Origin of the sequence: Bacillus sp. G402, from assembly GCF_051172515.1 — a bacterium.
GTDB classification, from domain to species: domain Bacteria; phylum Bacillota; class Bacilli; order Bacillales; family Bacillaceae; genus Bacillus; species Bacillus altitudinis.
The window spans coordinates 1,189,828-1,215,136 of record NZ_JBPIZC010000001.1 but is presented as its reverse complement, the minus strand read 5'-3'; the positions used below and the strand labels follow the sequence as shown (position 1 = coordinate 1,215,136).

Genomic DNA, 25,309 nt, shown 5'->3' with positions numbered 1-25,309 from the left:
ATCATCTTGTTTTTTTAAGATAAAGGAGAAATCAAACAGAGGAGGAATGAAATATGATAAAAAAAGTACTAGTCGCTACAGCATTCACAGGAGCCCTTGTCGCAGGTGGTTTCACCCTTCAAGCGCAAAATACAAATCAAACGGCAAATGCCGAACAAGTGGTGCAAAAGAAATCTTCATTTGTCTCAAAGAAACAGGCTGAAAAAGCAGCATTAAAAGTTGTGAAAGGCTATGTAGATGATGTAGATCTTGAGCGTAAAAAAGGAAAATGGGTATATGAGGTCGAGATTAAAAAAGGCGGCTTTGAATATAAAGTATATGTCGATGCCAAAACAGGCAAAGCGCTCAATGATCCAGTCAAAGAAAAGAAACAAAATGTAAAAATCACCAAAAAACAGGCTGAACAAATTGCCCTTGCAAAAGTAAAAGGAACAGTCACAGATTCAGAATTAGATAAAGAAAATGGTGTGTACTTGTATGAAATTGAAATTACGACACCAAGCGGCGAAGAAGTTGATTTTGAGATTTCCGCTAAAACAGGCAAAATCCTCAAGCAAGAATGGGACGATTAAGCCATAAATGAACCTTTGAGCGTGATAGAAAACCTTTGCAGCCCTAGGAAGGACGAGTACTGGCGCGGAGCGAATTTGACATTCGTGAGCACCAGCACGCACATGCTGAACCTTACACTTTTATGTGTAAGGTTTTTTCATTGGGACAAACTACTTGAAAGGAGGCGAGAGAATATGATGAAGAAAAAAGAAGAAGAACAGACGATGGATCGTGCGGAATATGTTCCCCATCCTGATGGAGAAGGATATGCTTTGTTTTTGCATGATTCCTTTCATCTCCTCTCCCAAGAGGATATGAATCAGCCGGAAGAAGAATAAAAGACATGAAAGGGCGATGGTCAACTTGTCGATCGCTCTTTTTTTGAAAAGAAAGCGAATACATCAGGAAACTTGGCATCTTGCTTATTGACATCATTGCGCTTTTTCTGTAATCTCAGTGTGTCAACAATATGAGACTTCGTTAGGTGAGGCTCCTGTATGGAGATACGCTGCTGCCCAAAAATGTCCAAAGACGCCAATGGGTCAACAGGAATCATCGACATAAGGTGATTTTTAATGCAGCTGGATGAATCCTATGCCATACAGTGCTAAAGCTCTACGATTGAAGGAGCAAGTGTTTATTTGTCATGCTTACAAAGCGCCTTCATTCGGTTGAAGGTGCTTTTTTATGAGAAAAGGAGGTGTGGGGATGGATCATCCCGATTCGAGACACATAGAGAGTATGTCAAAAGATCAGATTGACACATCAGATAGAGGAGATCCTGACCCCCGCACAATCTAAGGGATTCGGGTATCTCCTGATTTTGGGGAGGTAACAGCGATGATACAGAACATTACGTACGATGAACTCATTTTACGCATCATTATTTTACTAAGAGATGGAAAACGTAAAGAATTTAAAAACATTATGGAAGAACTGCAGCCTTATGATATGGCCTACTTATTCAAGGAGCTTCCAGAAAAACACCGCGGCCGCTTTCTCAGCTTTTTAACAGTCGATGACGTGACGGAAATGATGGGTGAACTGGAGCGGGAATATCAAGAGATTGTTCTTGAAAAAGTAGGGAAAGACAAAGCCACCTTCGTCACAAACAAAATGGATAACGATGATCTTGCCAACTTGTTTGATGAGATGGAGGATGAGCTGAAGGATCAGCTTTTATCTAACATGGAAGCAGAGGAATCCAAGGCCGTCCAGCTTCTCATGAATTACCCTGCTGAGACAGCAGGCCGGATCATGACCAATCGGTACGTTTGGATTCCGCAGCATTATACGGTTCAAGATGCCGTGGTGAAACTGAAAAGCTTTGCTGAAATTGCCGAATCGATCAACTACTTATATGTCATAAATGATCAAAAACAGCTTGTAGGGGTACTCTCATACAGGGATCTTATTTTAGGTGAACCGGATGAAAAAGTGCAGGATCTTATGTTTACAAGAGTCATTGCCGTTGGTGCCTTTCAAGACCAGGAAGAAATCGCAAAGCTCATTGAGCGATATGATTTCCTTGCCATCCCTGTTGTAGAAGAGAACAATGTCTTAGTCGGAATTGTGACAGTCGATGATATCATTGATGTTGTGATTCAAGAGGCAGGAGAAGACTATGAAAAGTTTGCTGCCTCTGGTAAAGATATCACGTTCGACACACCGGCATTTGTGGCGGCATACCGCCGTCTTCCATGGCTCATTTTGCTCTTATTCATTGGGCTGATTTCAGGCAGTATCTTAAATTATTTTGAAGATACCCTGCAGCAAGTCGTTGCTTTAGCATTCTTCATGCCGATGATTGCAGGTATGACAGGGAATACAGGGACACAGTCTCTAGCGGTTGTTATTAGAGGATTGTCAAAAGAAGAATTAACGAAAAAAACCATTATGCGCTTGATTTTCAGAGAGCTGAGAACAAGTATTTATATTGGGATTGTTTGTTCAATCATTATTACGGTCGTTGCCATGGTATGGCAGGGCAATATGATTTTAGGTTTTGTTGTTGGTTCCTCGCTTCTTGCAACACTGATTATTGGGACAATGGCAGGTACGGTCGTGCCGATTATTTTACACAGATTAAACGTCGACCCAGCCATTGCATCTGGACCACTGATCACAACATTGAATGATATTTTATCCTTACTCATCTATTTTGGAATTGCAACAGCATTTCTTCATACACTGATGTAGTCAAAAGACTGTAAAATGTAACGTTTTACAGTCTTTTTTGAATAAAGATTGCATATAGCGCTTCCATCCTTTACATTTTAAGGAGAAGGTGGGAGAGAAAAATGAAGAAGTTTTTATTCATTTTCATGTGCATTGTTTTGCTAAGTGCATGTTCAAGAGAAGACGAGGGAAAAGATAGAAGACTGGTAGCATCAGAGCATATGCTTGAAGCGATAACTGAAGGAAATAAACGAAAAATGGACAACGTCTATGTCGAAGGCGCAGTCCCAAGCCCAAGTGACATTCTTAAATCGAAAAAGGAATGGGGAATTGAGACGCTTTCTTATGAAGATTTTCAATTGGAAGAAGCCAGCATCCACGTCTTTCATGCAAATTATAAAGATGCAAACACTGGAGAAAAAAAGGCGCTTGCCTTTCGGGTGAAAGAAGATCCTGAAAAAGGCGGCGTACGGATTGACTTTGTAGGGGTTGTTGAAGGAACTGACGCTTCATCTAAATAAAAAGAATCGTTCATATGCTTGGCATAAGTTGAGATAATGTAAAAGGATAGAAGAGCTGAAAGAATGTCGCTCTATCTATCCTCTTTTTTTATCACACATGTTCTTAATAATGAAAACAATGATCTGTCTCAGATCACATATTCGTAATGCCTATTAACTCCATAAATTGTGACAGGGCACTGGTCATGTACGAATCACGTCGCCTGATCAACACAGTGGGCACGATTCGATGTGGTTCTGGTAATGGATGACAGGTGAATTTGCCTTCTCCCCGAGATTCAACCATAGATTTTGGTAATATAGTCACTCCCAGCCCGCTTTCAACACATTTAAGGACGCCCTCTAACGTACCATATTCCATGACCTTCATAGGAGGATAGCCGTTGTTCTCTAGCCACTTTTGCCATCGTCCTAAATAAATACAATGGGCGAATGACGAGAGCAACGGCTCATGTAAAATAGATTCTACCTGGAATTGCTCCGTGGAGTAGCTTGTAATGAGAACGAGGGATTCTTCCAATACAGGATACTCGATGATTTCTGGATGAAGAATTGGCCCATCTACCAAGGCCCCGTCTACTTTGTAGTTGAGGATAGCGCTAACTTGGTCGACTGTAGGTGCCATATACAAGCTCAATTCTACTTGTGGAAATTTTTTGTGATATTCTGTGAAAATGCTGGGCAATCTTGTAGATGCGGTGGACTCTATAGATCCAATGTGTAAAGATCCTCGCGGAGTAGAGGAAAGCTTTACTGCTTCTATCACTTCTTCGTAATCATATAGCAATTTATTTACATAGGGCAGTAGTTCACGTCCTGCAGGCGTTAAAGATATTTTCTTATGATATCGATAGAGAAGAGGTACACCTAACTCTTGTTCAAGACGTTGGATTCTTGCGGTGACATTGGACTGCACATAATTTAATTTTTGAGCAGCTTTTGTGATGCTTTGTTCAATGGCAACGGCTTTAAATACTTCCAAAGATTTAATATCCAAACTAACTCTCCTTTTTTGCATCATAAATTGTGATGATCTATATGCTATTTTTTGATTTTACGTGATCCAATGGAGTGTGTAAACTAAATGATAGAAGAGGTTGATGCTCATTGCGTCCCTTTTATCTGATTGAGAGGAGAAAATGAGATTTTCTTAGCTGTGGCAATTAAACGTTTCCATTTAATAAGGAGGGGAATCGATTGATTTCAAAGGTAAATATCGAAGAAAAATTTTCGCAAATAAATGATTATTGGAATCCTAGAATAGGTGGAGAGTTGAATGACTCATACATGAAAATGGTGAAAATTAAGGGTGAATTCATTTGGCATCACCATGATGATGAGGATGAAATGTTCTTTGTGTGGAAAGGCAATCTAGTCATCCGTTTTAGGGATAGGGAAATAACGCTTCATGAAGGAGAATTTCTTGTGATTCCAAAAGGAGTTGAACATCAGCCAATTGCTGAAGAAGAAGTTCACTTGCTCTTAATAGAACCCAAAACGACGCTAAACACGGGGAATGTGCTCAATGAACGAACTGTTTCGATTCCTGAACAAATTTGAAAAACTAAATCGTTAAAGATCAAGTATCTTAGGTGATAAATAGTTGAATGGTTGTTTTAGCTAATAACGAGGCTGCAATTGCTGCCTCGTTTTGTTGCTTCAATGATTCAGATGAGCTGTAACGCATTTGCTTTCACTACCTGAAATAAACTCTTCAGCAAGAATCGGTTTGTGCTTTCATCGTTTCATATTCAGGACGATCAGATACTAAGTATATTTTGCTGAGTAAGCGATTGTTATTTAGTTCATCGATTCTTGTACCGGAAGTGCGCGTTAATTTGACCTTCCAGCATCTTTTTCTTATATTGTCCGCTTTTTAATGCCTGTTCTTTTTTCTTCATGTCTTTCAAAATCTCCGCTGTCTGCACACCATCTTCCCGTTTATTGGCGATATCCATTAAACGTTCTACATCAGAAAAAGAATATTTTCGTGTGCCTCTTGTTGAGCGCTGGGGGTAGATGAGTTTCCGTTCCTCATAATATCGGATTTGCCTGACGGAAAGCCCTGTTAATTCACTGACAATCCCGATTGAAATGACTTTTTTATCTTTATAAGATACATCTTCCTGCGTCATATCCTCACCCCTGCAAGTCTTTTCTTCATATTATATCGAACAGTCAGTAAAAAAACCTAACGTTTGTTAGATAATATAACACAAAAATGAAAAAAGTGAAAAACAATGGAAGGAAAATTAACATATAACGTGCAAATCATGTCACGTGAACATATGATAATAAAAAGAAAAAATGAGGAGGAGGCGCACTTGATGGAGAAAACACAGATCATCCGTATGGCAAAAGAAATCATCGCATTAGATGTGAAGAGGGATGAACTGCTGGAGCAGTTCATGCAGGCTGCGGGTCAGAATGCACATGCTCTTCTTAGAGCCGTACAAAATGATTTGTATAAAAAGTCCTCATAAGCACCCGATCCATATCCATTGATAGGAGGGGAGATGTCGTGCGGCTAAAAGAAGCTTTAGCGAAAGAAAGACATTATTATACGAAGCAGCTTTGCTCACTTGGGGTATATAGCCCTGATATGACCAAGAACATGACAATTAGTGACTTAAAAAAAGAGTATCATTTCTTTTTCAACAAAACAGACCGCTATCTTTAACATCCCTATCATGTGCACTGTCACATGAAGGGTTCTTTTTTTGCGTGTTTAATATTATAGCAATATTGAATTTTGTAGAAATTTGACGAATCAAATGTAAGAAAATATAGAGCCTTTACAGATTATGTTAAAATTTGTCGTAACTTGATGGTTTGCTGGAAAAGCTTTTTTTCGAGATGATTGTGAAAAATAAGAAGGATTTTAAAAGTTTATATCGAAATCTTATACATAACACGAATGGAGTCACTTATGTGGTTGAAAGGGTTTTCAAAAACGTACTTCTATTTTTTACGAAAGGCTCCAACTGCACCGCAAGAAAGCCTTGAAGTTAAAAAAATATTATAAGAGGTAGATATGTGATGAGACTATCGTTTAATGAAGAAGAAGTAGAACGTTCAATGACGCTTTACAAAGTTTTTGCAAGAGCATTTAAAAGCGTTTCCGAACACAGTATTAGAGACAGCAAGGAGCATGGATTCAATCCAACTGAATTTGCCGTTCTCGAATTACTGTATACGAGAGGTGCTCAAAAACTTCAGCAAATCGGCTCAAGACTCCTGCTTGTCAGCGGGAATGTGACGTACGTAATTGACAAGTTAGAACGAAATGGTTTCATTGAAAGAGAACAGGACCCAAAGGATAAACGGTCAGTTTATGCCCATTTAACGGATAAAGGGCGCAGTTATCTAGATAAAATTTATCCAATCCATTCTCTTCGAATTGCGCGGGCGTTTTCTGGTCTTTCGCGTGAAGAACAGGAGCAATTAATTAGTCTGCTGAAAAAAGCAGGTATTCACAGTCAGCATTTGTTATTTAGATAAAACGAAAAGGTGCCATGGTTGGCACCTTTTAGATTGTTGACAAAGGGCTAAAATGAACTTGATTTTAGCCCTTTGTCTTCTTTTCAGCCCAGCGTGATAGAAAACCTTTGCAGTCTAGGAAGGACGAGTACTGGCGCGGAGCGAATTTGACATTCGTGAGCACCAGCACGCAGGACTGACAAAGAATGCGAGGGTTTGTCTACACGCTGAAAGGTGCCATGGTTGGCACCTTTTTTATGTATCCAGCTGATGAGCAGGATAGGCGATAAATTTTTCAATATCACTAGCTGGAAGTGGCTTGGCATAATAAAAGCCTTGTAGATCGTCACAGCCCTGCGTAGATAAAAGTTGTGCTTGTGCAAAAGTTTCAACACCTTCAGCAATGACTTCTAGAGATAGCTGGTGCCCCATTGCAATAATAGCCCCTGTGATTTGCTCAGACTTTGAATCACTCAAAATATCCTCGATAAATGATTTATCAATTTTCAGACGGTGAATCGGCAAATCCTTCAAATAGCTTAAAGAGCTATGGCCTGTACCAAAATCATCAATACTAATACGGACGCCAAGTTGTTTTAGAGATGTCAGTACTTGTTTTGACTGCTTGATGTTATCCATTGTCATGCTTTCTGTCACTTCAAGCTCAAGAAGTGATGGTTGAAGGTCGTATTTTTTTAGCGTTAGTTTGATCAAATCAATTAAGTCTTCAGAGTTAAACTGCTTAGCAGATAAATTGACCGCTACAGGGATTTTCAATTGCTTGTCATACCACAATTTTGCCTGCTGACATGCCGTGTCAATGACCCACCTTCCAATATCGATAATCAGGCCGGATTCTTCAGCAAGTTCAATGAAAGCCTCGGGTGATTTTAGAGAACCGTCTGGTGCTTTCATTCTTAAAAGGGCTTCAACACCTGTCATTTGTCTTGTTTTGGCGCTGATTTGCGGCTGATAATGAAGCACAAACTGCTTTCTTTGAATGGCATCTCGTAGCTCCAGTTCGCGATTGAGTCTGTCCTCACTCAATCTCTCCATAGATTCAGTAAAGAATTCATAGCGGCTTTGTTTATGTTTCTTTGATAAATACATGGCCATATCTGCTTTTCTCATCAATTCCATGCCATTCTTTCCGTTTTGCGGAGAGATGGCGATTCCAATACTAATGGATGTAATGAGCTGATGGTTTTGAATGAAAAAAGGTCGTTCAAATTGGCGAATGATGTTTTTCGAAAGCTGTTCAATTTTATGTGTACCATGCTCCAGGTGAGGGAAGATCATTAAAAATTCATCACCGCCAATTCTTGCAATAAAACCATTGTCAGGCAAACATTTGGTTAGTCTGTTTGCGGCGGCTTTCAACAGCAGATCGCCTATGTTATGACCAAGGGCATCATTAATAATTTTAAACCGATTTAAATCAAGAAAAAGAACTGCCGTTGACGTTTTTGTCTCTTCTTGAGCGGATAAAACATCATTTAAATGATTAATTCCGTGACGACGGTTCGGAAGTTCAGTTAATGCATCATAATGTGCCATCACATGAATTTCTTTTTCAGCAATCTTCTGCTGGGTTAAATCCTTTAAAACGAGATAAATGCTGTCAAGTGTATGGTTGACGTGTACGGGTATGTATGTAACATGATAATAATAAAAACGATCTGCTGCTTTCAGTTCTGCTTCACGCGTAATTGCTTTTTTAGATTGATCAATAAAGTCTTCCCACATCTCAGTCGGCATGACATATTGACTCACATCATCACCAATCCAGGAATTGCACATTTTCAAAATGTGTTTGCCTGGATCATTCGCAGATATCACTTTTCGATCAACAGATAACACGATAATCCCATCTATATTATGTTTGATCAGTGATTGGAACCGCTGTTCATTTTCTTTTAGCTGATCGGATTGTGACATAATCCGGTGATCAATATAGGCGCCGAAAATCATAAGTGATTGGACGATAAGCGTCATCAGGCCGATGAAAATGGACAGGCTAAATGGTGACATTTCAAGAGAACCACCCGCAGCGACCTGACCATCTGAATGAAAAAACATCGTCGAAGACGCCATGCCTGTGTAATGCATGCCCGCAACAGCACCGCCCATCATCAGTGCACCCGCTATTTTTAACAGCTGATCTCCCCGCCTTTTCTCAGAGCGATGGAGCCGGAAAAAAAGGTGTAATGAAAAGAATGAAGCGAGCGCACCAATAAAAAACGAAAGAAAAAAGAGAACAGGGTCATAGCTGATGGTGACATTCGCCATTGATTCCAATCCGAGGTAGTGCATGCTGCAAATAGCTGAGCCCATCGTGATCGAACTAATCAAAAGTCGTCTTGTAGAAAGTTGTTGCTGAATACATATTGAAAATGCAATGAAAGAACCGATAAAAGAGGCCAAAATCGATAAAATGAGTAAGGGTGTTTCATATGTGATACCAGAGCGTAGGTGAAACGCCATCATGCCAATAAAATGCATTGACCATATTCCCATCCCCATGATCATCGCACCAATGATCAACCATACTCTTTTCTTTGCGCCGCTCGACTGGATCACCCGGCTGGCTAATTGAAGAGCTGAGTAGGAGGCGACAGCGGCGACAGCGACTGACAGAAAGACAAGCCATCCGTTGTAGCTTCCTGTTAAATGTGTCATGTAAGAAAACCTCCTGTATCTAAAAACAGACATATACTTAATATATCGGATCAAGTGGCGCCTGTGTTCACTTTTCCTTTACTTAAAAAGGGCATTCAGCATTTTTTTTGAACATTTTTTATAGTAAAATCAAATTTAATGTAAAAAAACGAAGAAAAGTGAATCATTTTTGGTTTTTTATTCGTTTAATAGGTGGCACGGTACGATTTGCAAGCATAGCCTGTCAAACTGATTATGTGTGAAAGGGATTGATAAACATCGAAGATTTTATTATTTCATTAGCTGATGCCTTTAAGAATTTGTCGTACTTCGGCATCTTTCTTGCATTATGCATTGAATTTGTTCCTGCTGAAGTGGTGTTGCCTCTTGCAGGTTACTGGGTTTCAAAAGGGGACATGGCCTTCATCGGTGTTGTGGCTGCCGGTTCTATTGGTGGTGTGGCAGGCCCCTTGACCTTGTACTGGTTAGGACGTTATGGAGGGAGACCCTTTTTAAATAAATATGGGAAATATTTCTTTGTGAAACCTGAGTCACTTGATAAATCGGATGCCTTTTTTGAAAAACATGGCGGATTTGTTGCGTTTAGTGGCCGGTTTATTCCAGGGGTCAGAACCCTTATTTCCATTCCGTGCGGGATTGCGAAGATGAATGTGTGGGTTTTTTGCCTGTATACGTTTTTGGCGATTACGCCAATTACATTTGTATATGTGTATCTAGGATTTGTCCTTGGGGAGAACTGGCAAGAGGTTGGAACCATTTTAGAACCATATGTATTGCCGATTGGAATTGGTATGCTCTTATTGTTTGTTCTCTACGTGTGGCTGAAACGAAGAAAAAGAAAAACAGAAACACCAACGGCTTAATCAGTGGGTGAAGATGAAAAGTCACCTGTTGACAATACGGGGTCTGTTGATTATGATATAAGTAATCTAAATATTCTTAATCCCACCAAAGGGGAGTAGCGTCCGGTTTTTACCGGAAACAAAGTCGTCATTACATGGAACCTCATTCCATCGGCTTTGTTGGCATGATTTACATATCACATGTCTAGCAAGACCTTTGCCATTACAGGCAAAGGTCTTTTTTGCATTCATAAGCCTTTGTCTGTTGTGGGACAATAGATAAAAAATAAGGAGGAATGATGATGGATGCAGCAATTATTTTAGAGTACGGGTGGGTTCTTCTCGTATTGATTGGATTAGAAGGGATTTTAGCAGCTGATAATGCGCTGGTTATGGCTGTGATGGTCAAACACCTTCCTGAAAAACAAAGAAAAAAGGCATTATTTTACGGACTTGCGGGAGCATTTGTCATGCGATTTGGTTCTCTTTTTCTTATTTCGTTTTTAGTAGATGTGTGGCAAGTTCAAGCCATTGGCGCAATATATCTTCTATATATTTCGATTCACCATATTTTAAAATCGCACGTATTTAAGAAAAAGGAAGCAGACACAAACATGAAACAAAGCGGCTTTTGGGCAACCGTCGTAAAAGTTGAGTTTGCTGACATTGCATTTGCAGTAGATTCTATTTTAGCAGCCGTTGCATTAGCTGTGACTCTGCCAGTAACAAACCTTCCACAAATTGGTGGGCTTGATGGCGGTCAATTTATTGTCATTCTATTAGGCGGTATCATTGGTCTAGTGATCATGAGGTTTGCGGCGACTGTATTTGTGAAACTGCTTAAAACGAGACCAAGCCTAGAAACAGCAGCATTTGTCATTGTTGGATGGGTTGGCGTGAAGCTGACGCTCTATACACTTTCTCATCCAGCTATTGGGGTCGTGTCCTCTCATTTCATTCATTCAACATTATGGAAAATCATTTTCTGGACGGTCCTTCTCGCGATTGCAGCATTTGGCTGGTTTTTATCAAGTCCATCAAGAAAAGGCAGCCAGCAAAACGAGGAAAAACAAGAGATGCGGCTGGAAGAGTAGGTTTTTTGAAAGAAATATCATTTCATTTTCATAACACGTATATTACAAAAAAGGGGGGGATACCCCCTTATTTCTTTGCTTTTAAACGAAACGTTGTAAAGTAGATAAAGAAATACATGTCACAATTGAGTAACAGGAAATGAATTCCTCATTTCTTCCTTTGCGCTTCCCTCATAAATTAGCTATCATAAATGAGTAATATAGGGAGAACTGAGGTGAAACCATTGCTTAGCCTTTTGTTTAAAAAGGGAAAGAAAAAGCAAACATTAGAGCAGTCGGCAATCAACATCCAACAGGGTGATACCGAGCTGCAAAATGCATTAATAGAGCAATACAAACCATTTGTCGCTAAGACGGTTTCATCCGTTTGTAAACGATATATAGATGAAAAAGATGATGAATTTAGCGTAGGCTTAATTGCCTTTAATGAAGCGATAGAAAAATACTCTGCCGAAAAAGGCAACTCACTCCTTGCATTTGCGGAGTTAATTATTAAAAGAAAAGTAATCGACTATATTCGAAAAGAAGCAAGAAACGCGCCAACGGTTCAAATGGACCTTCAAGAAAGTGAGAATGGCGAGTACTCGCAAAGCATGATTGAAGCAGAGCTTTCTGCAAATGAATATAGGCGTTTAATTGAACAAGAACATAGAAGAGAAGAGATTGAACATTTTAAAGAACGATTGAAAGTATATGGTCTTACGTTTCAAGAACTGCTTGAGCATTCACCAAAGCATGCGGATGCGAGACAAAATGCCATTAAAGTGGCCCATACACTCGTGAAGCATGATGAACTGAGAACCATTTTATTTCAGAAAAAACAATTGCCAGTCAAACAGCTGGAAAAGCTAGTGGAAGTCAGCCGCAAAACGATTGAGAGAAATAGAAAATATATTATTGCGATGGCGATCATTATGACAGGTGATTATGTGTATTTGAAAGATTACCTTAAAGGGGTGCTTAATTCATGAGAAGAGGCATTATAGTAGAGAAAAACAAAAAATATGTCACACTGCTGACCCCTGATGGACAATTTCTGCGGACAAAGTATGAACAGCAAGACTATGAAATCGGTCAAGAAGTGACGTTTCCGAATGAATCACGTCTCGAAAGAAAAAGAGCCGGTTTTTTTGACCTGCTTCGTTTACGTCCGTTAAATGCAGGAATTCTATCAATTGCAGCAATTATTGTCGTGATTTTCACTATGATGCCATCTTTCTCAAGTCAAAAAGCATATGCATATATGACGATTGACATTAACCCAAGCTTTGAGCTGAAACTCGATCACAATTATCAAGTGATCGGTGTCACTCCGCTGAATAAAGATGCGAAGCAAGTACTGGCCAGTATGAAAGATTTAGAAAAAAACGACATGACCAAAGTCGTGCAGGAAATCATCGATGATTGTGATAAAAAAGGATACGTGAACCACTCTAAAAGCATTTATATTTCAACTGTTTATGAAAACAAGCAGGATCATACATACAAAACAAACGTAAAAAGTAAAATCAGCACCATCTCGGGGGAATATCAAAAGCGCAATTATAAGCTAGAAACTGTGGAAGGTGACCTGGAAACAAGAGAAAAGGCACAAAAAGCAGGCATTTCAACAGGAACTTATATTAGAAATCAAGAAATGCAAGACAACGAACAAGAGGACGTTAAAAAAGAAGATGAAGATCCAGCAGATGATGAGGCTGTCAAAGAAGAAGAGCCGAAAAATGCTGATGAAGATCAAAAAGACGAAGACAAAAAAGAAGACATCAAGACAGACGGTAGCGATGAGATGCAGCCGGATAAAGAGGCTCCTGAAGGCGAAGACAAAGAGCAGAAGGAAGTTGAGAGGGAAGAGCAAGGAGCTGTTCAAAAGCCTCACCAAACAAGCCCTAATCTTGACAACAAAGAGAAAAAGGGAAAAGAAGAAAAGGATCGCTCTTTTGAAAAAGACAAAGAGCAAAAAAAAAATCACTCAACTGATCCAGATGAAAAAAAACATCCAAACGGCACATCACGTGGTGATACTGAAAAGCATGTAAAAAAAAACGACAGTGGTCAGAATCGTCAGTACGGTGAACGTAACAGAGATGGCGTCAAACAAAAAGGAAAAAACACACCGCCCTCATACCGTGAAAACCGGGATGAGCCTACATATGAACAGTAAAAAAACGCCAGAATAGATCCGGCGTATTTCACCATGTCTTTATTTAGTTGAATGGCCCATTTGAGATTGCGCCTGCTGTACGAGTCTTTTTGTCATCTCGCCGCCAACAGAACCGTTTGAACGTGCGACTGTATCTGAACCGAGATTCACGCCAAATTCTTGAGCGATCTCGTATTTAAATTGATCTAAAGCTTGTTCTACTCCAGGAACAAGAAGTTGATTTCGATTTGCCATCACATATTCCTCCTTTCACCTCATGTTTGTTGCGCCTTCTTATTTTGAAAAAAACAGCCTGCAATTATGCTGGCAATTGCTGCACAAAAAAGCCGAGGTGATGAAGGTCACCTCGGGCTCAGTTTTAAGCCTTTTTCAGCTGAAGCGTATTAAACATCATTTCTTGCGCTGTGCTTTGCAAGTGAGAAGTGAAAACGGAGAAAACTGTGGAACTGATAATGCCTTTAATCAATTGCCATTGCGGCTTCGTCAATTCTGTAAACTCTTCGTGGAGCTTGTCCGTCTGCTCTTCTGTCATTTCTCGTAAATTCGTTTCCTTTAATGGAAAATGTGTATGGTGATAAATAAAATCAAGGACGTTCGCATATGCTTCATAAAAACGGATGGGGCTGATAATATCATCCGTTCGATCTGTGATCGTATTAAATAAGGCAGATAAGATCATACGAATAGAATCAAAATCAAATACTGATTTTAAATCCCGGACAATTAATAAAATAACGACCTGATCAATGGAGTACTTCTTGCCAAGCTCTGGATGGCCGATCATATCTTTAATATCGCGCTTGATCCAGTTTTGAATGGCTGTCGATTTAAGAGAAGTCAGCTCACACAAGTTGCCAAGCTCAACGATTTCGTTCGTTGAAAGCCCGTGCTCTGATTTTTGCTTCCGCCGTTCGAGTTTTTCAAAAAACGAAGGAATTTTTAATTCATCATATTCATGTTCCTTATCGCTTTTTACAGATAAATTCAAAAGCTGAAGCGGAGTCAGATCTCCCTCGCCTTTTAGAGAATACAGAAGTCTCGTCATGTCAATTCTCGTTAATTTAAAAGTCACCATGTTCCACCTCATTTGTACGTCAAAAACGTGATTATTGATCTAATTCAACATCATAATCTCTTTTTAATGAAAATGCAAAATAAACTAAAATAGGACCGGTGCGTCACAATTTGTTCACTTGTTTGCGGATGCAAGTAGCGTAATCATTGAAATGACGAGGTTTGAGCCAGTATGATAAACATAGAAAACGATTCCTTTTTCCTTGCAATTTGAGACGTTTATTTTTATAATTTTATTAATAAGTTCAAATGAACTTAATATGACAGCGGAGGTTATGTATGGGTAAAAGAATATTTCTGTTTATATTAACGAACATTCTTGTTATCACTACGATTGGTATTGTCCTATCGGTTATTAGTGCAGCAACTGGTGTTGGTTCTTATATAGGAGCAGACGGAAGACTTAATATCCTTTATCTTCTTGTATTCAGTGCAGTTGTTGGTTTTGTAGGCTCGTTTATGTCACTAGCGATGTCTCGCTGGATGGCAAAAATGATGATGGGTGTGCGTGTGTTAAATCCAGAAAAGGATTCTTTAACATATGATGAGCAGCAGCTTGTTGACCGCGTTCACAGACTATCAAGAGCAGCAGGCCTTTCTAAAATGCCTGAGGTCGGTATTTACCAATCATCTGAAGTAAATGCATTTGCGACAGGTCCTTCTAAAAGAAGATCGCTTGTTGCCGTATCAACTGGATTGCTTCATGAAATGGATGATGCAGCAGTTGAAGGGGTTATCGCTCACGAAGTCGCTCACGTAGCGAACGGTGACATGGTTACAATGACGTTACTTCAAGGAATCGTCAACACGTTTGTTGTCTTCCTTTCAAGAATTGCGGCATGGATCGCAAGCCGTTTCGTTCCACGTGAAGAGCTTGTGCCGATTGTTCACTTTATCGCTGTGATCGTCTTCCAAATTATTTTCTCTATCTTAGGAAGCCTTGTCGTATTTGCTTACTCTAGACATCGCGAATTCCATGCAGACCGCGGCGGTGCGGACCTTGCAGGAAAAGATAAAATGATTCATGCGCTCCGTTCACTAGAGGCGTATACATCAAGAATTAAAGATGATGATCAAACAGCTGTTGCTACACTGAAAATCAGTGGTAAAAGAAAAGCTTCTCTTTTCTCAACACACCCTGATTTAAACGAAAGAATTAGAAGACTCGAAGCAAAATAAGAAAGATCAAAAGACATTCTGCGTAAGGATGTCTTTTTCTTTTTGATGAAAAAGTAAATAAAGCACAAAATACCTTTAAAATCTTCTCTCTTTTCATTAAAATGATATAGTATTCGAAAAGAAAGATAAAAGAAGGAATAACCATGAATCCAATGAAAAAACTAATCGACCGGCTGTCGGCTTTTCAGCTGATTGCCCTTTATTATTTTCTTGCTGTGACCGTGTCGTTCATTCTACTCAGTCTGCCAGTGGCTCACCAAGAAGGAGTCAAATGGACATTTATTGATGCGCTATTTACAGCTGTGAGTGCTGTCAGTGTCACGGGTCTGACTGTTGTCGATACGTCACAAACATTTAGTGTGACCGGGATGTGGATCCTTGCATTTGTTTTGCAAATCGGTGGTATCGGCATTATGACACTTGGTACATTCGTCTGGCTGGTTATGCGAAAAAGGATCGGCATTAAAGAAAGAAAATTAATTATGGCAGACCAAAACCAGAGCAACTTATCAGGAATTGTAAAACTCATGAAGCAGGTCTTATATTTAATCTTACTGATTGAGTTTGTAGGCGGTCTGATTTTAAGTATGTATTTTCTAAAGTATTACGATGTGCAAGGCGCTTTTTTACACGGATTTTTCTCTAGTATCAGTGCCACAACCAATGGAGGATTTGATATTACTGGAAATTCGTTAATTCCTTATAAAGATGACTATTTCGTCCAATTTATCACGATGCTGCTCATCATTTTTGGCGCTATTGGCTTTCCGGTACTTGTCGAAGTAAAGGATTATTTATTCAATCAAGACCGAAAACATGCATCGTTTTCATTGTTTACGAAAATTACAACGATCACGTTTGGTCTCCTTGTTGTCGTTGGGGCAATTGGGATTTATGCACTTGAAGCTCGGTTTACTTTTCTAGGGAAGAGCTGGCATGAAATCTTGTTTTATTCTTTGTTTCAATCAACAGCTACCAGAAGTGGCGGGCTTTCGACATTAGATATTACGCAATTGACAGAGCCGACACTGTTATTTTTATGTTTGCTGATGTTTATCGGGGCATCTCCAAGCTCGGTAGGGGGCGGAATTCGGACAACCACGTTTGCCCTTAATTTACTTGCTTTGTTTCATTTTGCGAGAGGAAATAAGTCCATTAAAATCTTTAAAAGAGAGCTTCATCAAGCGGACATTAATAAATCCCTCATGGTGACGATGATGGCCTTTATTTTAGTGTTTGGTGCTACGTTTCTGTTAACTTTATCAGACCATCATACACTTCTTGAAACTTTATTTGAAGTTTGTTCTGCATTCGGAACAACAGGACTGTCGCTCGGAATTACGTCTGACTTGTCCGTATTTGGTAAGTGTATTATTATGGTCGTCATGTTTATAGGACGGATTGGAATTCCAAGCTTCTTGTATTTAATTGGCCGCCGGGAAAGTGAAGCGAATTATCATTATCCGAAAGAGCGTGTGATCATCGGCTAACCAGCATTCCTACTGAATGCTGGTTTCAGCGTGTAGACAAACCCTCGCATTCGTTGTCAAATCTGTGCTCCGGTGCTCACGAATGTCAAATTCGCTCTGCTCCGGTGCTCGACTTTCCTAGACTGCAAAGGTTTTCTATCACGCTGAAAAGAAGACAAAGAGTTAAAATAACGATCATTTTAACTCTTTGTCGACAATCAGACCAGCATTCCTACTGAATGCTGGTTTTTTTATTTCCATTATATAACTGGCTAAATCACAAAGGATGTTCGCAATCTATAGGTAAGAGGTGAAAGAGACGTGCTGGATGTGTTATGGAAAGCAATTGTAATGCTGCTCGTTGGTACTTTGCTGCTGAGAATAGCAGGGCCTAAATCCATTAGTCAATTAACGGTTCAACAGACAGTCATCATGATTTCAATTGGATCGATTATTATCCAACCCTTTATTGAGCATAATTTACTTGAAACCATTTATGCGGCCGCCATTTTTATTGTGGCGCTTGTGATTATGGAAAAGCTGTCGATCCAATTTGATTTTTTTGAAAAATTGGTTTCAGGGAAGTCTGTGGTGATTTTAGAGGATGGAGAAATGCTTGATCACAAGCTAAAAAAAACGCGGCTGACAAGGGACCAATTCAAAATGCGCTTAAAGCAGCAGGGCATCACAGACATCAGCAGTCTCAAAAAAGCAACGCTAGAAGCGAATGGGCAAATTGGATATGAGTTAAAGCCTGAGGAAAAACCAGTGACAGTCAAACAAATGAAAGAGCTGTTTGATCAATTGAGCGAAGAACTAAACATGTTAAAAAGGAATGATGACAAATGAAAAGAAAAACAGCAAAAAATGAAGCACTCACGAATAATATGACGCCTACAGAAAGCATGGCACACGATCAAGGACAAACACAATTTGACGAGCAATCAGAAGACCGCCAGGCGAACCGAAATTCTCATCAAGGTAAACAAGGGGGAGCATCTCGTGACTAAAAAACATGTGAAAAGTAAAGATATGAAAGACCATAAAAAACCGATGAACCCCGATATCTTGCAAGAGGAATTTGGCAGCGAGCTGGGAGATATAAACAGCAGTAAATGGATTGATACCTTAATGAAGCCTAAAAAAAACGATGAATGTCATACTGAACAGAAAAACAAAAAATAAATAGAAAAAAACGATCCTGAGAGATCGTTTTTTCTATTTAATATAACTGTTTTGTCTGCCAGTAATGGTTCGCATCAGGCTGGTCATTTTGAGCTCGATGACTGGTTGTGCAACAGTTTTAACAAATGTACTAGATAGGGTAAAGGTTAAGAGGACCGTAAGCAGCAATAGAATCAATACACTTGCCGTATTTAGAGCCCAATCATCAAACCAAGTCGTTCTTAAAAGCTTAATCACAAAGCCATGAAGTAAATAGACATATAATGTTCTTGTGCCCCATTTGGTAAAGAAGAACCGGCGTGTAGGGACTAATGCAAAGAAACTAAAGGTAGCAGCAAATGCAAGTAAATACCATGCCATTCGTTTCATCGCTGCAATGAGTCCTTCATCTCCAAGAGAAGCGTACGATTGTGACCCAAATAAAAAGGAATAATCGAATTCATAAAAATAGCAAAACATGAACACGGCCATCAGTACAAGAAGTGCAGTCAGTTTCCCTTTGCTTGTTCGGATAAATTCAAAGTGCTGCTTTTTTAAATAAAAGCCAGCTAAAAACATCGGCAAAAAGACAAACGTACGAGATAGGCTGAGTGTATCGCTAATGCTGTCCACGTAACCGACAAGTAACGCCATCGATAAACTGACGATCATTGCCCAGTGGAATGGCAGTTTTGAAAAAGGAATGAGTAGTAAGTTCCAAAAGAATAAACTGATTAAAAACCATAAAGACCATTGCGGATCAATCGGATTTAAGTTAGAGATGCTTTGATCCTGTAAGAAATAATAATACACAGAATAGATGACCTGAAAAATCAAATATGGGATGATCAGCTTAACTGCGACTTTTTTCATAAAACCTGGTTTTCTAAAACCTTTGGCAAAGAAGCCAGACACCAATATAAAAGCGGGCATATGGAATGTATAAATAAATTTATATAAGTAGAGTATCCAGTCATTATCATGTATGAATGACCGTAACAAATGACCAAAAACAACTAGAAAAATCAGAAGAAATTTTGCATTATCAAAATAACTGTCTCTCGTTGACGTCATAACATCACCTTTCCTGCTTCTTTTCGAACATAAACGTTCTAAGTGCACTGTTCCCTCATTTGCCCCATTTTAAAATACAAATTGGCTCATTTCGCTATTTGATGTGAAATTGTAGAACGGTTGTAAAAGAAGCGTAAGAAAAGAGAATCGTTATACAATCGTGTCATCCAAATGAAACAAATGAAGCAAGCCTCGTGTAAAAAGTTCTCTTTTTTTATGAGTCGAATGAAGGAACAATGAAAATCTTGTAGAAATATTGTAGAGGAATGAGGCTGGAAAAGGAGTGTAAGAGAATGACTGAAACGCTCGATGGTGCGAAAAATATCAGAAAATTAGAAAAAGAGAACGAATATTTGCGAAATGAATTGATACAGCACAAAATGCTGTTAAATAAGACGTTAGATGCGATTTTTATATTTGATCAGCACCTCAACATTATCCAAGCCAATGAAGCGACATGCAGGCTTGTGCAAACACCGAAAGAAGACCTCCTCAATAAATCCGTTCTAGATTTCCTATACGGCATCCCGAAAAACAAAATTGACTGCTCGCTTGAGATTTTTTTTCGAAAAGGAACGTTAAAAAGAGAGATCTCCATTCAACTTGAAAATGGAGAGACAAAATATATTGAATTTGTGGCGGAGCACGACGTGGTGAATCAACAATATATTGTCGTCATGCGTGATATTTCTTCAAAGAAAATATTAGAGCGAGAACGTTCGATGAATGAGCAGCTGTTTAAAGATTTATTTGATCGAGCGATTGACGGTATGGTCATTTTTGATCAGGATGGTTGTATGATTGACGCCAATCACTCTTTTTGCCAGAGCTTTGAACTTCAAAAAACAGATTTAACAGACCGCTACTTAAATGAATTTGTTGAAGAAGAAAACCTTCCAGCGCTCCAGCAGCTCTTAACTTCATTGAAAGAAACAGGGAAAGCAAAGGGAGAACTTCCTGTTACCCTTCAATCTGGGCAGAACAAATTATTCGAACTGACCATCACATCCAATGTGATGAGTGGTTTTTACATGTCCATCATGCGTGATATTACAGAAAAAAGATTAATGGAAGAAAAGCTGCTAAAAAGTGAAGAACGTTTTAGAGAAATATTCGAAAATGCGATGGATGCCATCATCATTTGGGCGGATGATGGAGAGATTGTCAGGGCAAATGAATCCGCCTGCCGAATTTTCGAATTACCGATGCAGCAGCTGATTGGCAAGAAACTCATGGATTTTCTAGTCAAATCTGATCGCAGATACCGGCCGACAAGAAGACGGTATATCAGGAATCTTGAAATCAGAGAAGAACTCCTCTTTAGAATGGCGAATGGCCAATTCAAAGAGCTTGAGTTCACCTCTAAGCATGCGGTATTAGAAGGACAGCACTTAACCATTTTACGGAATGTCAGTGACAGAAAGCGAATGGAAGAGGAGCTTCGAGAAAGTGAGCTCAAATTCCGTAAAGTATTTAATGGCTCTATGGATGGCATTGTTCTTTTCGATAATCAATACCGGATTATTGATGTGAATCCTTCCGCAAGTGAACTGCTTGGCCTCAAAGATGATCACTTAACGGAAATGAATCTTTTTCATATCCTTGCGCCATATCAAATTGAAAATTTGGCGCAGCCAGCTCAGGCGATGTCATTAGATGAGATGGACAATGAAGTTCCATTTGTGCTGAACCATCCAGATCAACGTATTTTGGAGTTTTCTTTTAAACGAAATATTATTCATAACATGAATTTGGCCATCTTTAGAGATGTGACTGAACGCAAGGAATTAGAGGAGCGGGTAAGAAAATCGGATACGCTTCATGTTGTCGGAGAGCTTGCCGCTGGAATTGCTCATGAAATTAGAAATCCAATGACGGCTTTAAAAGGCTTCATTCAGTTGCTCAAAGGAAACATTGAAGGGGAGTATTCGCTCTATTTTAATGTCATTACATCAGAGCTAAAAAGAATCGAATCCATCATTACAGAATTTTTGATTTTAGCGAAACCGCAGGCCATCATCTATGAAGAAAAAAATGTCGTGCAAATTGTCAAAGACACGATGGACCTTCTTCACGCACAGGCCAATCTTGGCAATGTACAAATGCATTTAGATGTGCTCGATGATATTCCGCTCATCTACTGTGAACAAAATCAATTGAAGCAAGTCTTTATTAACATTTTAAAAAATGCGATTGAAGTAATGCCTCAGAAAGGAAATGTATATGTGAGCATTCAAAGGAAGGGCGAGGAGCACATTGTGATTTCTCTTCGTGATGAAGGCTGCGGAATGACAGAGGATAAACTAAAGCGTCTCGGAGAACCATTTTATACAACAAAAGAAAGAGGCACTGGACTTGGGTTAATGGTTAGTTATAAAATTATTGAAGAGCATCAAGGAACCATTGAAGTAGAGAGTGAAGAAGGGGTCGGAACAGTGTTCCATCTCACGCTTCCACTCCGGCAACAGAAACAAGAAGGGGAGCTTTAATGTGTATTATACAGTCTATACCGCACCAATCGGGGCATTATACATACTAGAGAAAGATGGTGCCATCATTGAAGTGAAGTTTGATGATGAATCGTTTTTGGTCAAAGAACAGAGAGACCATTTTAAACAAGAAGACACGCCTGTATTAAAAGAAGCGAAAAAACAGCTGGATGAGTATTTTAAGGGCGATCGGAAAGTGTTCGATCTCCCGCTCAAGCAAGCAGGCTCTCCGTTTCAGGAGCAAGTGTGGGAGGCACTTTCTACTATTCCGTATGGTGAATCAAAAAGCTATGCTGATATTGCAGAAGCGATCGGCAATCCAAAGGCTGTCAGAGCCATTGGACAAGCTAATAGACGCAATGCATTGCCTATTTTTATCCCGTGTCACCGGGTCATTGGAAAAGACAGGACTCTGACTGGTTATGCAGGGACGAAGACAGGGATGAAAGCGATCCTTTTAGAATTAGAAGGCATCCCATTTGTTCAAAAATAAATGAATTGACCTGTTCCAAATGTTTAGCGAGCGACATATCCTTTTATTAAGCTAAAAAAGTTGGTCTAGGGAAAAAGGAGGCTGCTAACATGTTATGGGGCAAAAAAGATAAAATGTACGCCGTCACATCACTATTTGTCAAAATGAACGTGTTGACAGAAGAACAGAAAAAAGAAATATTAGCAAAAACGAACGAAACAAAAAAGCGCGGTGCTCTTAAATGATAAGAACCCCGCGCTTTTGTTTGATTAAAGTGACACGCTTTCGGTGAATAGTGCATCAATCTCTTCTGTATAGTTGGAAGTGATAATGCCTTTTTCTGTAATGATTCCGGAAATGAGGTGATGAGGAGTGACATCAAAGGCAGGGTTAAATACCTGCACGTCAGGAGGCGCAATTTGGATGCCGTTTAATTCCTTTACTTCCTGCGGGTCGCGTTCTTCAATCGGAATATCTGACCCATCCTGAGTTGACACATCAAAGGTCGAAAGAGGCGCTGCCACAAAAAATGGAATTTGAAAGTGTTTAGCTAAAATAGCCAGACTTAACGTTCCAATTTTATTTGCTGTATCACCGTTTCTAGCGATTCGATCTGCACCAACAATAACGGCAGAAATTTGTTTTTCTTTCATCGTATGGGCTGCCATATTATCCGTGATAAGCGTCACATCTACGCCGCCCTGCATCAATTCCCATGTCGTCAGACGAGCGCCTTGAAGGACAGGACGTGTTTCACATGCGTAAATGTGAAGATCGAGGTTTTTCTTTTTCGCTAAATAAAAGGGTGCAAGCGCTGTTCCGTACCGGCTTGTGGCAATGGAGCCTGCGTTGCAAATGGTCATAATTCGATCACCAGATTTAAAGAGCTGAAGAGCATTTTGACCGATTTGCCGGCATGTTTCTTCATCTTCGATTTGAATTTGAATGGCTTCATGGACAAGATCAGTTTTGGCTGCATTCACCGAAGCAGCACGCTCAATGCGCTGATAAAGCCGGTCTAATGCCCAGGCAAGATTCACAGCGGTTGGACGAGCACTGTTTAAATATTCTTTCAGGCGAGCGACTTCTCGCTTAAAGATATCAATGTCTTCTGTATCAATCTCTTGTGCACTGAGTGCAAGCCCAAAAGCCGCTGTAATGCCAATAGCAGGTGCTCCGCGCACTTTTAGCGTCACAATGGCATCATACACATCTTCTTTTGTATATAAATGCTCAAACACGGTTTCAGCGGGTAATTTTTGCTGATTCAAAATGTTGATACGGTTTTCTTCCCATTCGACGGAACGGGGAACTTCAAATTCTTTAGACAAAACTCGTCACTCCTTTACAGTTTGCTGGAATAATGCGACGAGGTCAGACGCTGTTTCCACTGCTTGATATTGTTTGATGAATGTTTTTCCTAGTGTAAGTGCTGCTTTTTTCTGCTGAAGCCTTCTAGAATGTGATGGAATCGCATCGAGATCAGCCGCATGCGCAAGACCGATGGTTCGGCGAACAAGCTCACAGCCAGCAAAGCCGGTGGCCTCTTTTAAAATACGGTCAAAGGTTGTTTCTAAAAAGCTGTCCGATACACTAAACGCTTCAATACTGTCTTCTTTCCATGCTTTTGTGAACACTTCTTTGAATGTTGCCCACACATTGACGACATGATCAAAAAGGTGCTGCTGATCCTGCTCATTCTCATGAGATAAAGCATTGATGAACAAATTGGCAATAAAGTGACCGATATCGAATCCGAAAGGACCGTAAAAAGCGAACTCTGGATCAATGATTTTCGTTTCCGCTTCGTTTGCAAAAATACTGCCTGTATGAAGATCTCCATGTACCAGTGTTTCAGCAGAGGTTAAGAAGATCCGTTTCAATTCTGCTGCTTTTGCTTGCAGTTCAAGATCAGCCCATAGTGCTTGTGCCTCTTCTCTTAATTCCTCTTCGAAGTCATTCGTTTCGCTGTCAAAGAAAGGATCTGTGAAGACGAGTTTTTCTGTAATGTCACAAAGATCAGGATTCGTAAACTGTTTCACGAATTGTTTTTTGATTTTAGGATTTGTGGCAAAGTCAGACGTGTAAAATAGTGTTTTGCCTAAAAATTCTCCGACATGATCTGATAAATACGGGTATTGTTTTCCGGCAATTAGCCCTTTTCTGACGATTTCAAGGTGTGATAGATCCTCCATTGCCGTCACTGCAAGAGCTGTATCCGAATAATAGACGGCTGGTACGAGATGTGGTGCATACTCTGATTGCTTGATGAGTGCTGCACTTTCAATTCTTGCGCGGTCTAATGTCAGCGGCCAGCTTTCTCCAACGACTTTTGCGTAAGGAAGGGCCTGCTTGATAATCAGTCCTTTTGCTTGTTTGTGATCATAAATATGAAAGACGTAATTTAAATTTCCGTCGCCAATTTCAGTACATGTCAAATGACTGCTCTCTCGAATCAAGCCAAGTCTAATGGCAAGTGCAACTGCCGAACTCTCTGTTAATTCTTCATATGATGCCGTAAGTGTAACCAATTGCTTCCCCTCCAAATCATATAAAAAAGCCTCTTTCTCCTGAGAGAAAGAGGCTTGATGGCGTGTATGCTCGAAGCCTCTCTTATCTCTCAGCACATACGTCTGATGGAATTAGCACCGTGCCCTATAAGACAATAAATTGTCTTGGCGCTGTTCTTGCTGCGCCCCACTTCACAGTGGTATTAACGGTCGGTTGCTGTTGGGGTCAAAAGGCCAAATCCCTCGCCCAACTCTCGATAAGAGAAATCAATATGTAATTGTTTCATGTCTGCTTGCATTTCTTAATTCTAGATATTATCAGAGCTGCAGTTCACATGTCAATCTTTTTTCAAAATTGCTTTACAATTCAT

General features: G+C 39.8%; 28 protein-coding genes and 3 riboswitches. Of the genes, 20 read left to right on the top strand and 8 right to left on the bottom strand.

What is annotated here, in order from left to right:
* The first annotated feature begins 53 nt into the window (after positions 1–53).
* The 4 genes from ACSBQP_RS06365 (at position 54) to ACSBQP_RS06350 (ending at position 3,251) form a co-directional block, all read left to right on the top strand.
* Positions 54–572 carry a PepSY domain-containing protein gene (locus ACSBQP_RS06365; protein ID WP_008346169.1) on the top strand — a complete coding sequence of 173 codons (519 nt, stop codon included), beginning with the start codon at positions 54–56 and terminating at the stop codon, positions 570–572.
* A 174-nt stretch (positions 573–746) separates the two neighbouring features.
* Entirely contained in the window at positions 747–890 is a 144-nt protein-coding gene (locus ACSBQP_RS06360) for a hypothetical protein (protein ID WP_008346168.1), read from the top strand.
* A gap of 131 nt (positions 891–1,021) precedes the next feature.
* A riboswitch (M-box (ykoK) riboswitch) is annotated at positions 1,022–1,185 on the top strand.
* A 207-nt stretch (positions 1,186–1,392) separates the two neighbouring features.
* Entirely contained in the window at positions 1,393–2,751 is a 1,359-nt protein-coding gene (gene mgtE / locus ACSBQP_RS06355) for a magnesium transporter (protein ID WP_007498785.1), read from the top strand.
* A 101-nt stretch (positions 2,752–2,852) separates the two neighbouring features.
* Entirely contained in the window at positions 2,853–3,251 is a 399-nt protein-coding gene (locus ACSBQP_RS06350) for a hypothetical protein (protein ID WP_007498783.1), read from the top strand.
* Positions 3,252–3,384: 133 nt separating this feature from the next.
* Here the strand turns inward: ACSBQP_RS06350 and ACSBQP_RS06345 are convergent, their stop codons facing one another.
* Complete coding sequence (locus ACSBQP_RS06345; RefSeq protein WP_435028265.1) at positions 3,385–4,248, bottom strand: LysR family transcriptional regulator; 864 nt, start codon at positions 4,246–4,248, stop codon at positions 3,385–3,387.
* Between the two features lie 200 nt (positions 4,249–4,448).
* On the opposite strand from ACSBQP_RS06345, the gene ACSBQP_RS06340 reads away from it, so the two are divergent.
* Entirely contained in the window at positions 4,449–4,811 is a 363-nt protein-coding gene (locus ACSBQP_RS06340) for a cupin domain-containing protein (protein WP_098680936.1), read from the top strand.
* Between the two features lie 245 nt (positions 4,812–5,056).
* Here the strand turns inward: ACSBQP_RS06340 and ACSBQP_RS06335 are convergent, their stop codons facing one another.
* On the bottom strand, positions 5,057–5,386 hold the full coding sequence (locus ACSBQP_RS06335; protein ID WP_007498778.1) for a MerR family transcriptional regulator: 330 nt from the start codon (positions 5,384–5,386) through the stop codon (positions 5,057–5,059).
* A 192-nt stretch (positions 5,387–5,578) separates the two neighbouring features.
* Here ACSBQP_RS06335 and ACSBQP_RS06330 point away from each other — a divergent pair, with 192 nt between their 5' ends.
* From ACSBQP_RS06330 to ACSBQP_RS06320, 3 genes are all read left to right on the top strand, one after another.
* Positions 5,579–5,734, top strand: a complete 156-nt coding sequence (locus tag ACSBQP_RS06330; RefSeq protein WP_008346151.1) for a hypothetical protein — start codon at positions 5,579–5,581, stop codon at positions 5,732–5,734.
* Between the two features lie 38 nt (positions 5,735–5,772).
* Complete coding sequence (locus tag ACSBQP_RS06325) at positions 5,773–5,931, top strand: hypothetical protein (protein WP_035700511.1); 159 nt, start codon at positions 5,773–5,775, stop codon at positions 5,929–5,931.
* A gap of 356 nt (positions 5,932–6,287) precedes the next feature.
* Positions 6,288–6,752 (top strand): MarR family winged helix-turn-helix transcriptional regulator, encoded by a 465-nt coding sequence (locus tag ACSBQP_RS06320; protein ID WP_088004396.1) that lies wholly within the window; start codon positions 6,288–6,290, stop codon positions 6,750–6,752.
* 234 nt (positions 6,753–6,986) lie between these two features.
* Here the strand turns inward: ACSBQP_RS06320 and ACSBQP_RS06315 are convergent, their stop codons facing one another.
* Positions 6,987–9,410 (bottom strand): bifunctional diguanylate cyclase/phosphodiesterase, encoded by a 2,424-nt coding sequence (locus tag ACSBQP_RS06315; RefSeq protein WP_035700516.1) that lies wholly within the window; start codon positions 9,408–9,410, stop codon positions 6,987–6,989.
* Positions 9,411–9,658: 248 nt separating this feature from the next.
* Here ACSBQP_RS06315 and ACSBQP_RS06310 point away from each other — a divergent pair, with 248 nt between their 5' ends.
* The 4 genes from ACSBQP_RS06310 (at position 9,659) to ACSBQP_RS06295 (ending at position 13,507) form a co-directional block, all read left to right on the top strand.
* A complete protein-coding gene (locus ACSBQP_RS06310) occupies positions 9,659–10,273 on the top strand; it encodes a DedA family protein (protein WP_007498772.1) in 615 nt (204 codons plus the stop codon).
* A 78-nt stretch (positions 10,274–10,351) separates the two neighbouring features.
* Positions 10,352–10,522: riboswitch (yybP-ykoY riboswitch) on the top strand.
* Positions 10,523–10,554: 32 nt separating this feature from the next.
* Positions 10,555–11,346: a TerC family protein gene (locus tag ACSBQP_RS06305; RefSeq protein WP_035392277.1), complete on the top strand. Its 792-nt coding sequence runs from the start codon at positions 10,555–10,557 to the stop codon at positions 11,344–11,346.
* A gap of 215 nt (positions 11,347–11,561) precedes the next feature.
* Positions 11,562–12,317, top strand: coding sequence for an RNA polymerase sigma factor SigI (sigI, locus tag ACSBQP_RS06300; protein WP_008346139.1), 756 nt, complete (start codon positions 11,562–11,564; stop codon positions 12,315–12,317).
* Positions 12,314–13,507, top strand: a complete 1,194-nt coding sequence (locus ACSBQP_RS06295) for an anti-sigma-I factor RsgI family protein (protein ID WP_435028264.1) — start codon at positions 12,314–12,316, stop codon at positions 13,505–13,507. The genes sigI and ACSBQP_RS06295 overlap by 4 nt, the downstream gene beginning before the upstream one ends.
* Positions 13,508–13,546: 39 nt before the next feature.
* Here ACSBQP_RS06295 and ACSBQP_RS06290 read toward each other — a convergent pair whose 3' ends face one another.
* Together ACSBQP_RS06290 and ACSBQP_RS06285 are read right to left on the bottom strand one after the other, a co-directional pair.
* On the bottom strand, positions 13,547–13,741 hold the full coding sequence (locus ACSBQP_RS06290) for an alpha/beta-type small acid-soluble spore protein (RefSeq protein WP_008346135.1): 195 nt from the start codon (positions 13,739–13,741) through the stop codon (positions 13,547–13,549).
* A gap of 124 nt (positions 13,742–13,865) precedes the next feature.
* Complete coding sequence (locus tag ACSBQP_RS06285; RefSeq protein WP_008346133.1) at positions 13,866–14,582, bottom strand: DUF1836 domain-containing protein; 717 nt, start codon at positions 14,580–14,582, stop codon at positions 13,866–13,868.
* 278 nt (positions 14,583–14,860) lie between these two features.
* Between ACSBQP_RS06285 and htpX the strand changes: the two genes are divergently transcribed.
* The 5 genes from htpX (at position 14,861) to ACSBQP_RS06260 (ending at position 18,414) form a co-directional block, all read left to right on the top strand.
* Positions 14,861–15,760 carry a protease HtpX gene (htpX, locus tag ACSBQP_RS06280; protein ID WP_007498762.1) on the top strand — a complete coding sequence of 300 codons (900 nt, stop codon included), beginning with the start codon at positions 14,861–14,863 and terminating at the stop codon, positions 15,758–15,760.
* Between the two features lie 143 nt (positions 15,761–15,903).
* Positions 15,904–17,250 carry a TrkH family potassium uptake protein gene (locus ACSBQP_RS06275; protein WP_007498761.1) on the top strand — a complete coding sequence of 449 codons (1,347 nt, stop codon included), beginning with the start codon at positions 15,904–15,906 and terminating at the stop codon, positions 17,248–17,250.
* A gap of 300 nt (positions 17,251–17,550) precedes the next feature.
* Positions 17,551–18,078 (top strand): DUF421 domain-containing protein, encoded by a 528-nt coding sequence (locus tag ACSBQP_RS06270; protein ID WP_017359458.1) that lies wholly within the window; start codon positions 17,551–17,553, stop codon positions 18,076–18,078.
* Positions 18,075–18,239, top strand: coding sequence for a hypothetical protein (locus tag ACSBQP_RS06265; RefSeq protein WP_008346124.1), 165 nt, complete (start codon positions 18,075–18,077; stop codon positions 18,237–18,239). Before ACSBQP_RS06270 ends, ACSBQP_RS06265 begins: the two co-directional genes overlap by 4 nt.
* Positions 18,232–18,414 carry a hypothetical protein gene (locus ACSBQP_RS06260; protein ID WP_017359457.1) on the top strand — a complete coding sequence of 61 codons (183 nt, stop codon included), beginning with the start codon at positions 18,232–18,234 and terminating at the stop codon, positions 18,412–18,414. Before ACSBQP_RS06265 ends, ACSBQP_RS06260 begins: the two co-directional genes overlap by 8 nt.
* A gap of 33 nt (positions 18,415–18,447) precedes the next feature.
* Here the strand turns inward: ACSBQP_RS06260 and ACSBQP_RS06255 are convergent, their stop codons facing one another.
* Positions 18,448–19,467 (bottom strand): acyltransferase family protein, encoded by a 1,020-nt coding sequence (locus ACSBQP_RS06255; protein ID WP_007498757.1) that lies wholly within the window; start codon positions 19,465–19,467, stop codon positions 18,448–18,450.
* 293 nt (positions 19,468–19,760) lie between these two features.
* On the opposite strand from ACSBQP_RS06255, the gene ACSBQP_RS06250 reads away from it, so the two are divergent.
* From ACSBQP_RS06250 to ACSBQP_RS06240, 3 genes are all read left to right on the top strand, one after another.
* Entirely contained in the window at positions 19,761–21,956 is a 2,196-nt protein-coding gene (locus ACSBQP_RS06250; protein WP_074042073.1) for a PAS domain-containing sensor histidine kinase, read from the top strand.
* A gap of 1 nt (position 21,957) precedes the next feature.
* Positions 21,958–22,449 (top strand): methylated-DNA--[protein]-cysteine S-methyltransferase, encoded by a 492-nt coding sequence (locus ACSBQP_RS06245; protein WP_017359455.1) that lies wholly within the window; start codon positions 21,958–21,960, stop codon positions 22,447–22,449.
* 89 nt (positions 22,450–22,538) lie between these two features.
* The gene (locus ACSBQP_RS06240; protein WP_008346115.1) at positions 22,539–22,673 is read left to right on the top strand and encodes a hypothetical protein; all 135 of its coding nucleotides are present in this window, start codon (positions 22,539–22,541) and stop codon (positions 22,671–22,673) included.
* Positions 22,674–22,697: 24 nt separating this feature from the next.
* Here the strand turns inward: ACSBQP_RS06240 and mtnA are convergent, their stop codons facing one another.
* The gene (gene mtnA / locus ACSBQP_RS06235) at positions 22,698–23,759 is read right to left on the bottom strand and encodes an S-methyl-5-thioribose-1-phosphate isomerase (RefSeq protein WP_008346114.1); all 1,062 of its coding nucleotides are present in this window, start codon (positions 23,757–23,759) and stop codon (positions 22,698–22,700) included.
* Between the two features lie 6 nt (positions 23,760–23,765).
* Positions 23,766–24,959 carry an S-methyl-5-thioribose kinase gene (mtnK, locus tag ACSBQP_RS06230; protein WP_076821820.1) on the bottom strand — a complete coding sequence of 398 codons (1,194 nt, stop codon included), beginning with the start codon at positions 24,957–24,959 and terminating at the stop codon, positions 23,766–23,768.
* 82 nt (positions 24,960–25,041) lie between these two features.
* Positions 25,042–25,199, bottom strand: a riboswitch (SAM riboswitch).
* Positions 25,200–25,309 lie beyond the last annotated feature (110 nt).

Excerpts from the sequence above, each read along its gene's own strand:
- ACSBQP_RS06365 (WP_008346169.1), top strand. The coding sequence starts at position 54 with ATGATAAAAAAAGTACTAGTCGCTACAGCATTCACAGGAGCCCTTGTC.
- ACSBQP_RS06360 (WP_008346168.1), top strand. The coding sequence starts at position 747 with ATGATGAAGAAAAAAGAAGAAGAACAGACGATGGATCGTGCGGAATAT.
- mgtE (WP_007498785.1), top strand. The coding sequence starts at position 1,393 with ATGATACAGAACATTACGTACGATGAACTCATTTTACGCATCATTATT.
- ACSBQP_RS06350 (WP_007498783.1), top strand. The coding sequence starts at position 2,853 with ATGAAGAAGTTTTTATTCATTTTCATGTGCATTGTTTTGCTAAGTGCA.
- ACSBQP_RS06335 (WP_007498778.1), bottom strand. The coding sequence starts at position 5,386 with ATGACGCAGGAAGATGTATCTTATAAAGATAAAAAAGTCATTTCAATC.
- ACSBQP_RS06330 (WP_008346151.1), top strand. The coding sequence starts at position 5,579 with ATGGAGAAAACACAGATCATCCGTATGGCAAAAGAAATCATCGCATTA.
- ACSBQP_RS06315 (WP_035700516.1), bottom strand. The coding sequence starts at position 9,410 with ATGACACATTTAACAGGAAGCTACAACGGATGGCTTGTCTTTCTGTCA.
- ACSBQP_RS06305 (WP_035392277.1), top strand. The coding sequence starts at position 10,555 with ATGGATGCAGCAATTATTTTAGAGTACGGGTGGGTTCTTCTCGTATTG.
- ACSBQP_RS06295 (WP_435028264.1), top strand. The coding sequence starts at position 12,314 with ATGAGAAGAGGCATTATAGTAGAGAAAAACAAAAAATATGTCACACTG.
- ACSBQP_RS06290 (WP_008346135.1), bottom strand. The coding sequence starts at position 13,741 with ATGGCAAATCGAAATCAACTTCTTGTTCCTGGAGTAGAACAAGCTTTA.
- ACSBQP_RS06285 (WP_008346133.1), bottom strand. The coding sequence starts at position 14,582 with ATGGTGACTTTTAAATTAACGAGAATTGACATGACGAGACTTCTGTAT.
- htpX (WP_007498762.1), top strand. The coding sequence starts at position 14,861 with ATGGGTAAAAGAATATTTCTGTTTATATTAACGAACATTCTTGTTATC.
- ACSBQP_RS06275 (WP_007498761.1), top strand. The coding sequence starts at position 15,904 with ATGAATCCAATGAAAAAACTAATCGACCGGCTGTCGGCTTTTCAGCTG.
- ACSBQP_RS06265 (WP_008346124.1), top strand. The coding sequence starts at position 18,075 with ATGAAAAGAAAAACAGCAAAAAATGAAGCACTCACGAATAATATGACG.
- ACSBQP_RS06255 (WP_007498757.1), bottom strand. The coding sequence starts at position 19,467 with ATGACGTCAACGAGAGACAGTTATTTTGATAATGCAAAATTTCTTCTG.
- ACSBQP_RS06250 (WP_074042073.1), top strand. The coding sequence starts at position 19,761 with ATGACTGAAACGCTCGATGGTGCGAAAAATATCAGAAAATTAGAAAAA.
- ACSBQP_RS06240 (WP_008346115.1), top strand. The coding sequence starts at position 22,539 with ATGTTATGGGGCAAAAAAGATAAAATGTACGCCGTCACATCACTATTT.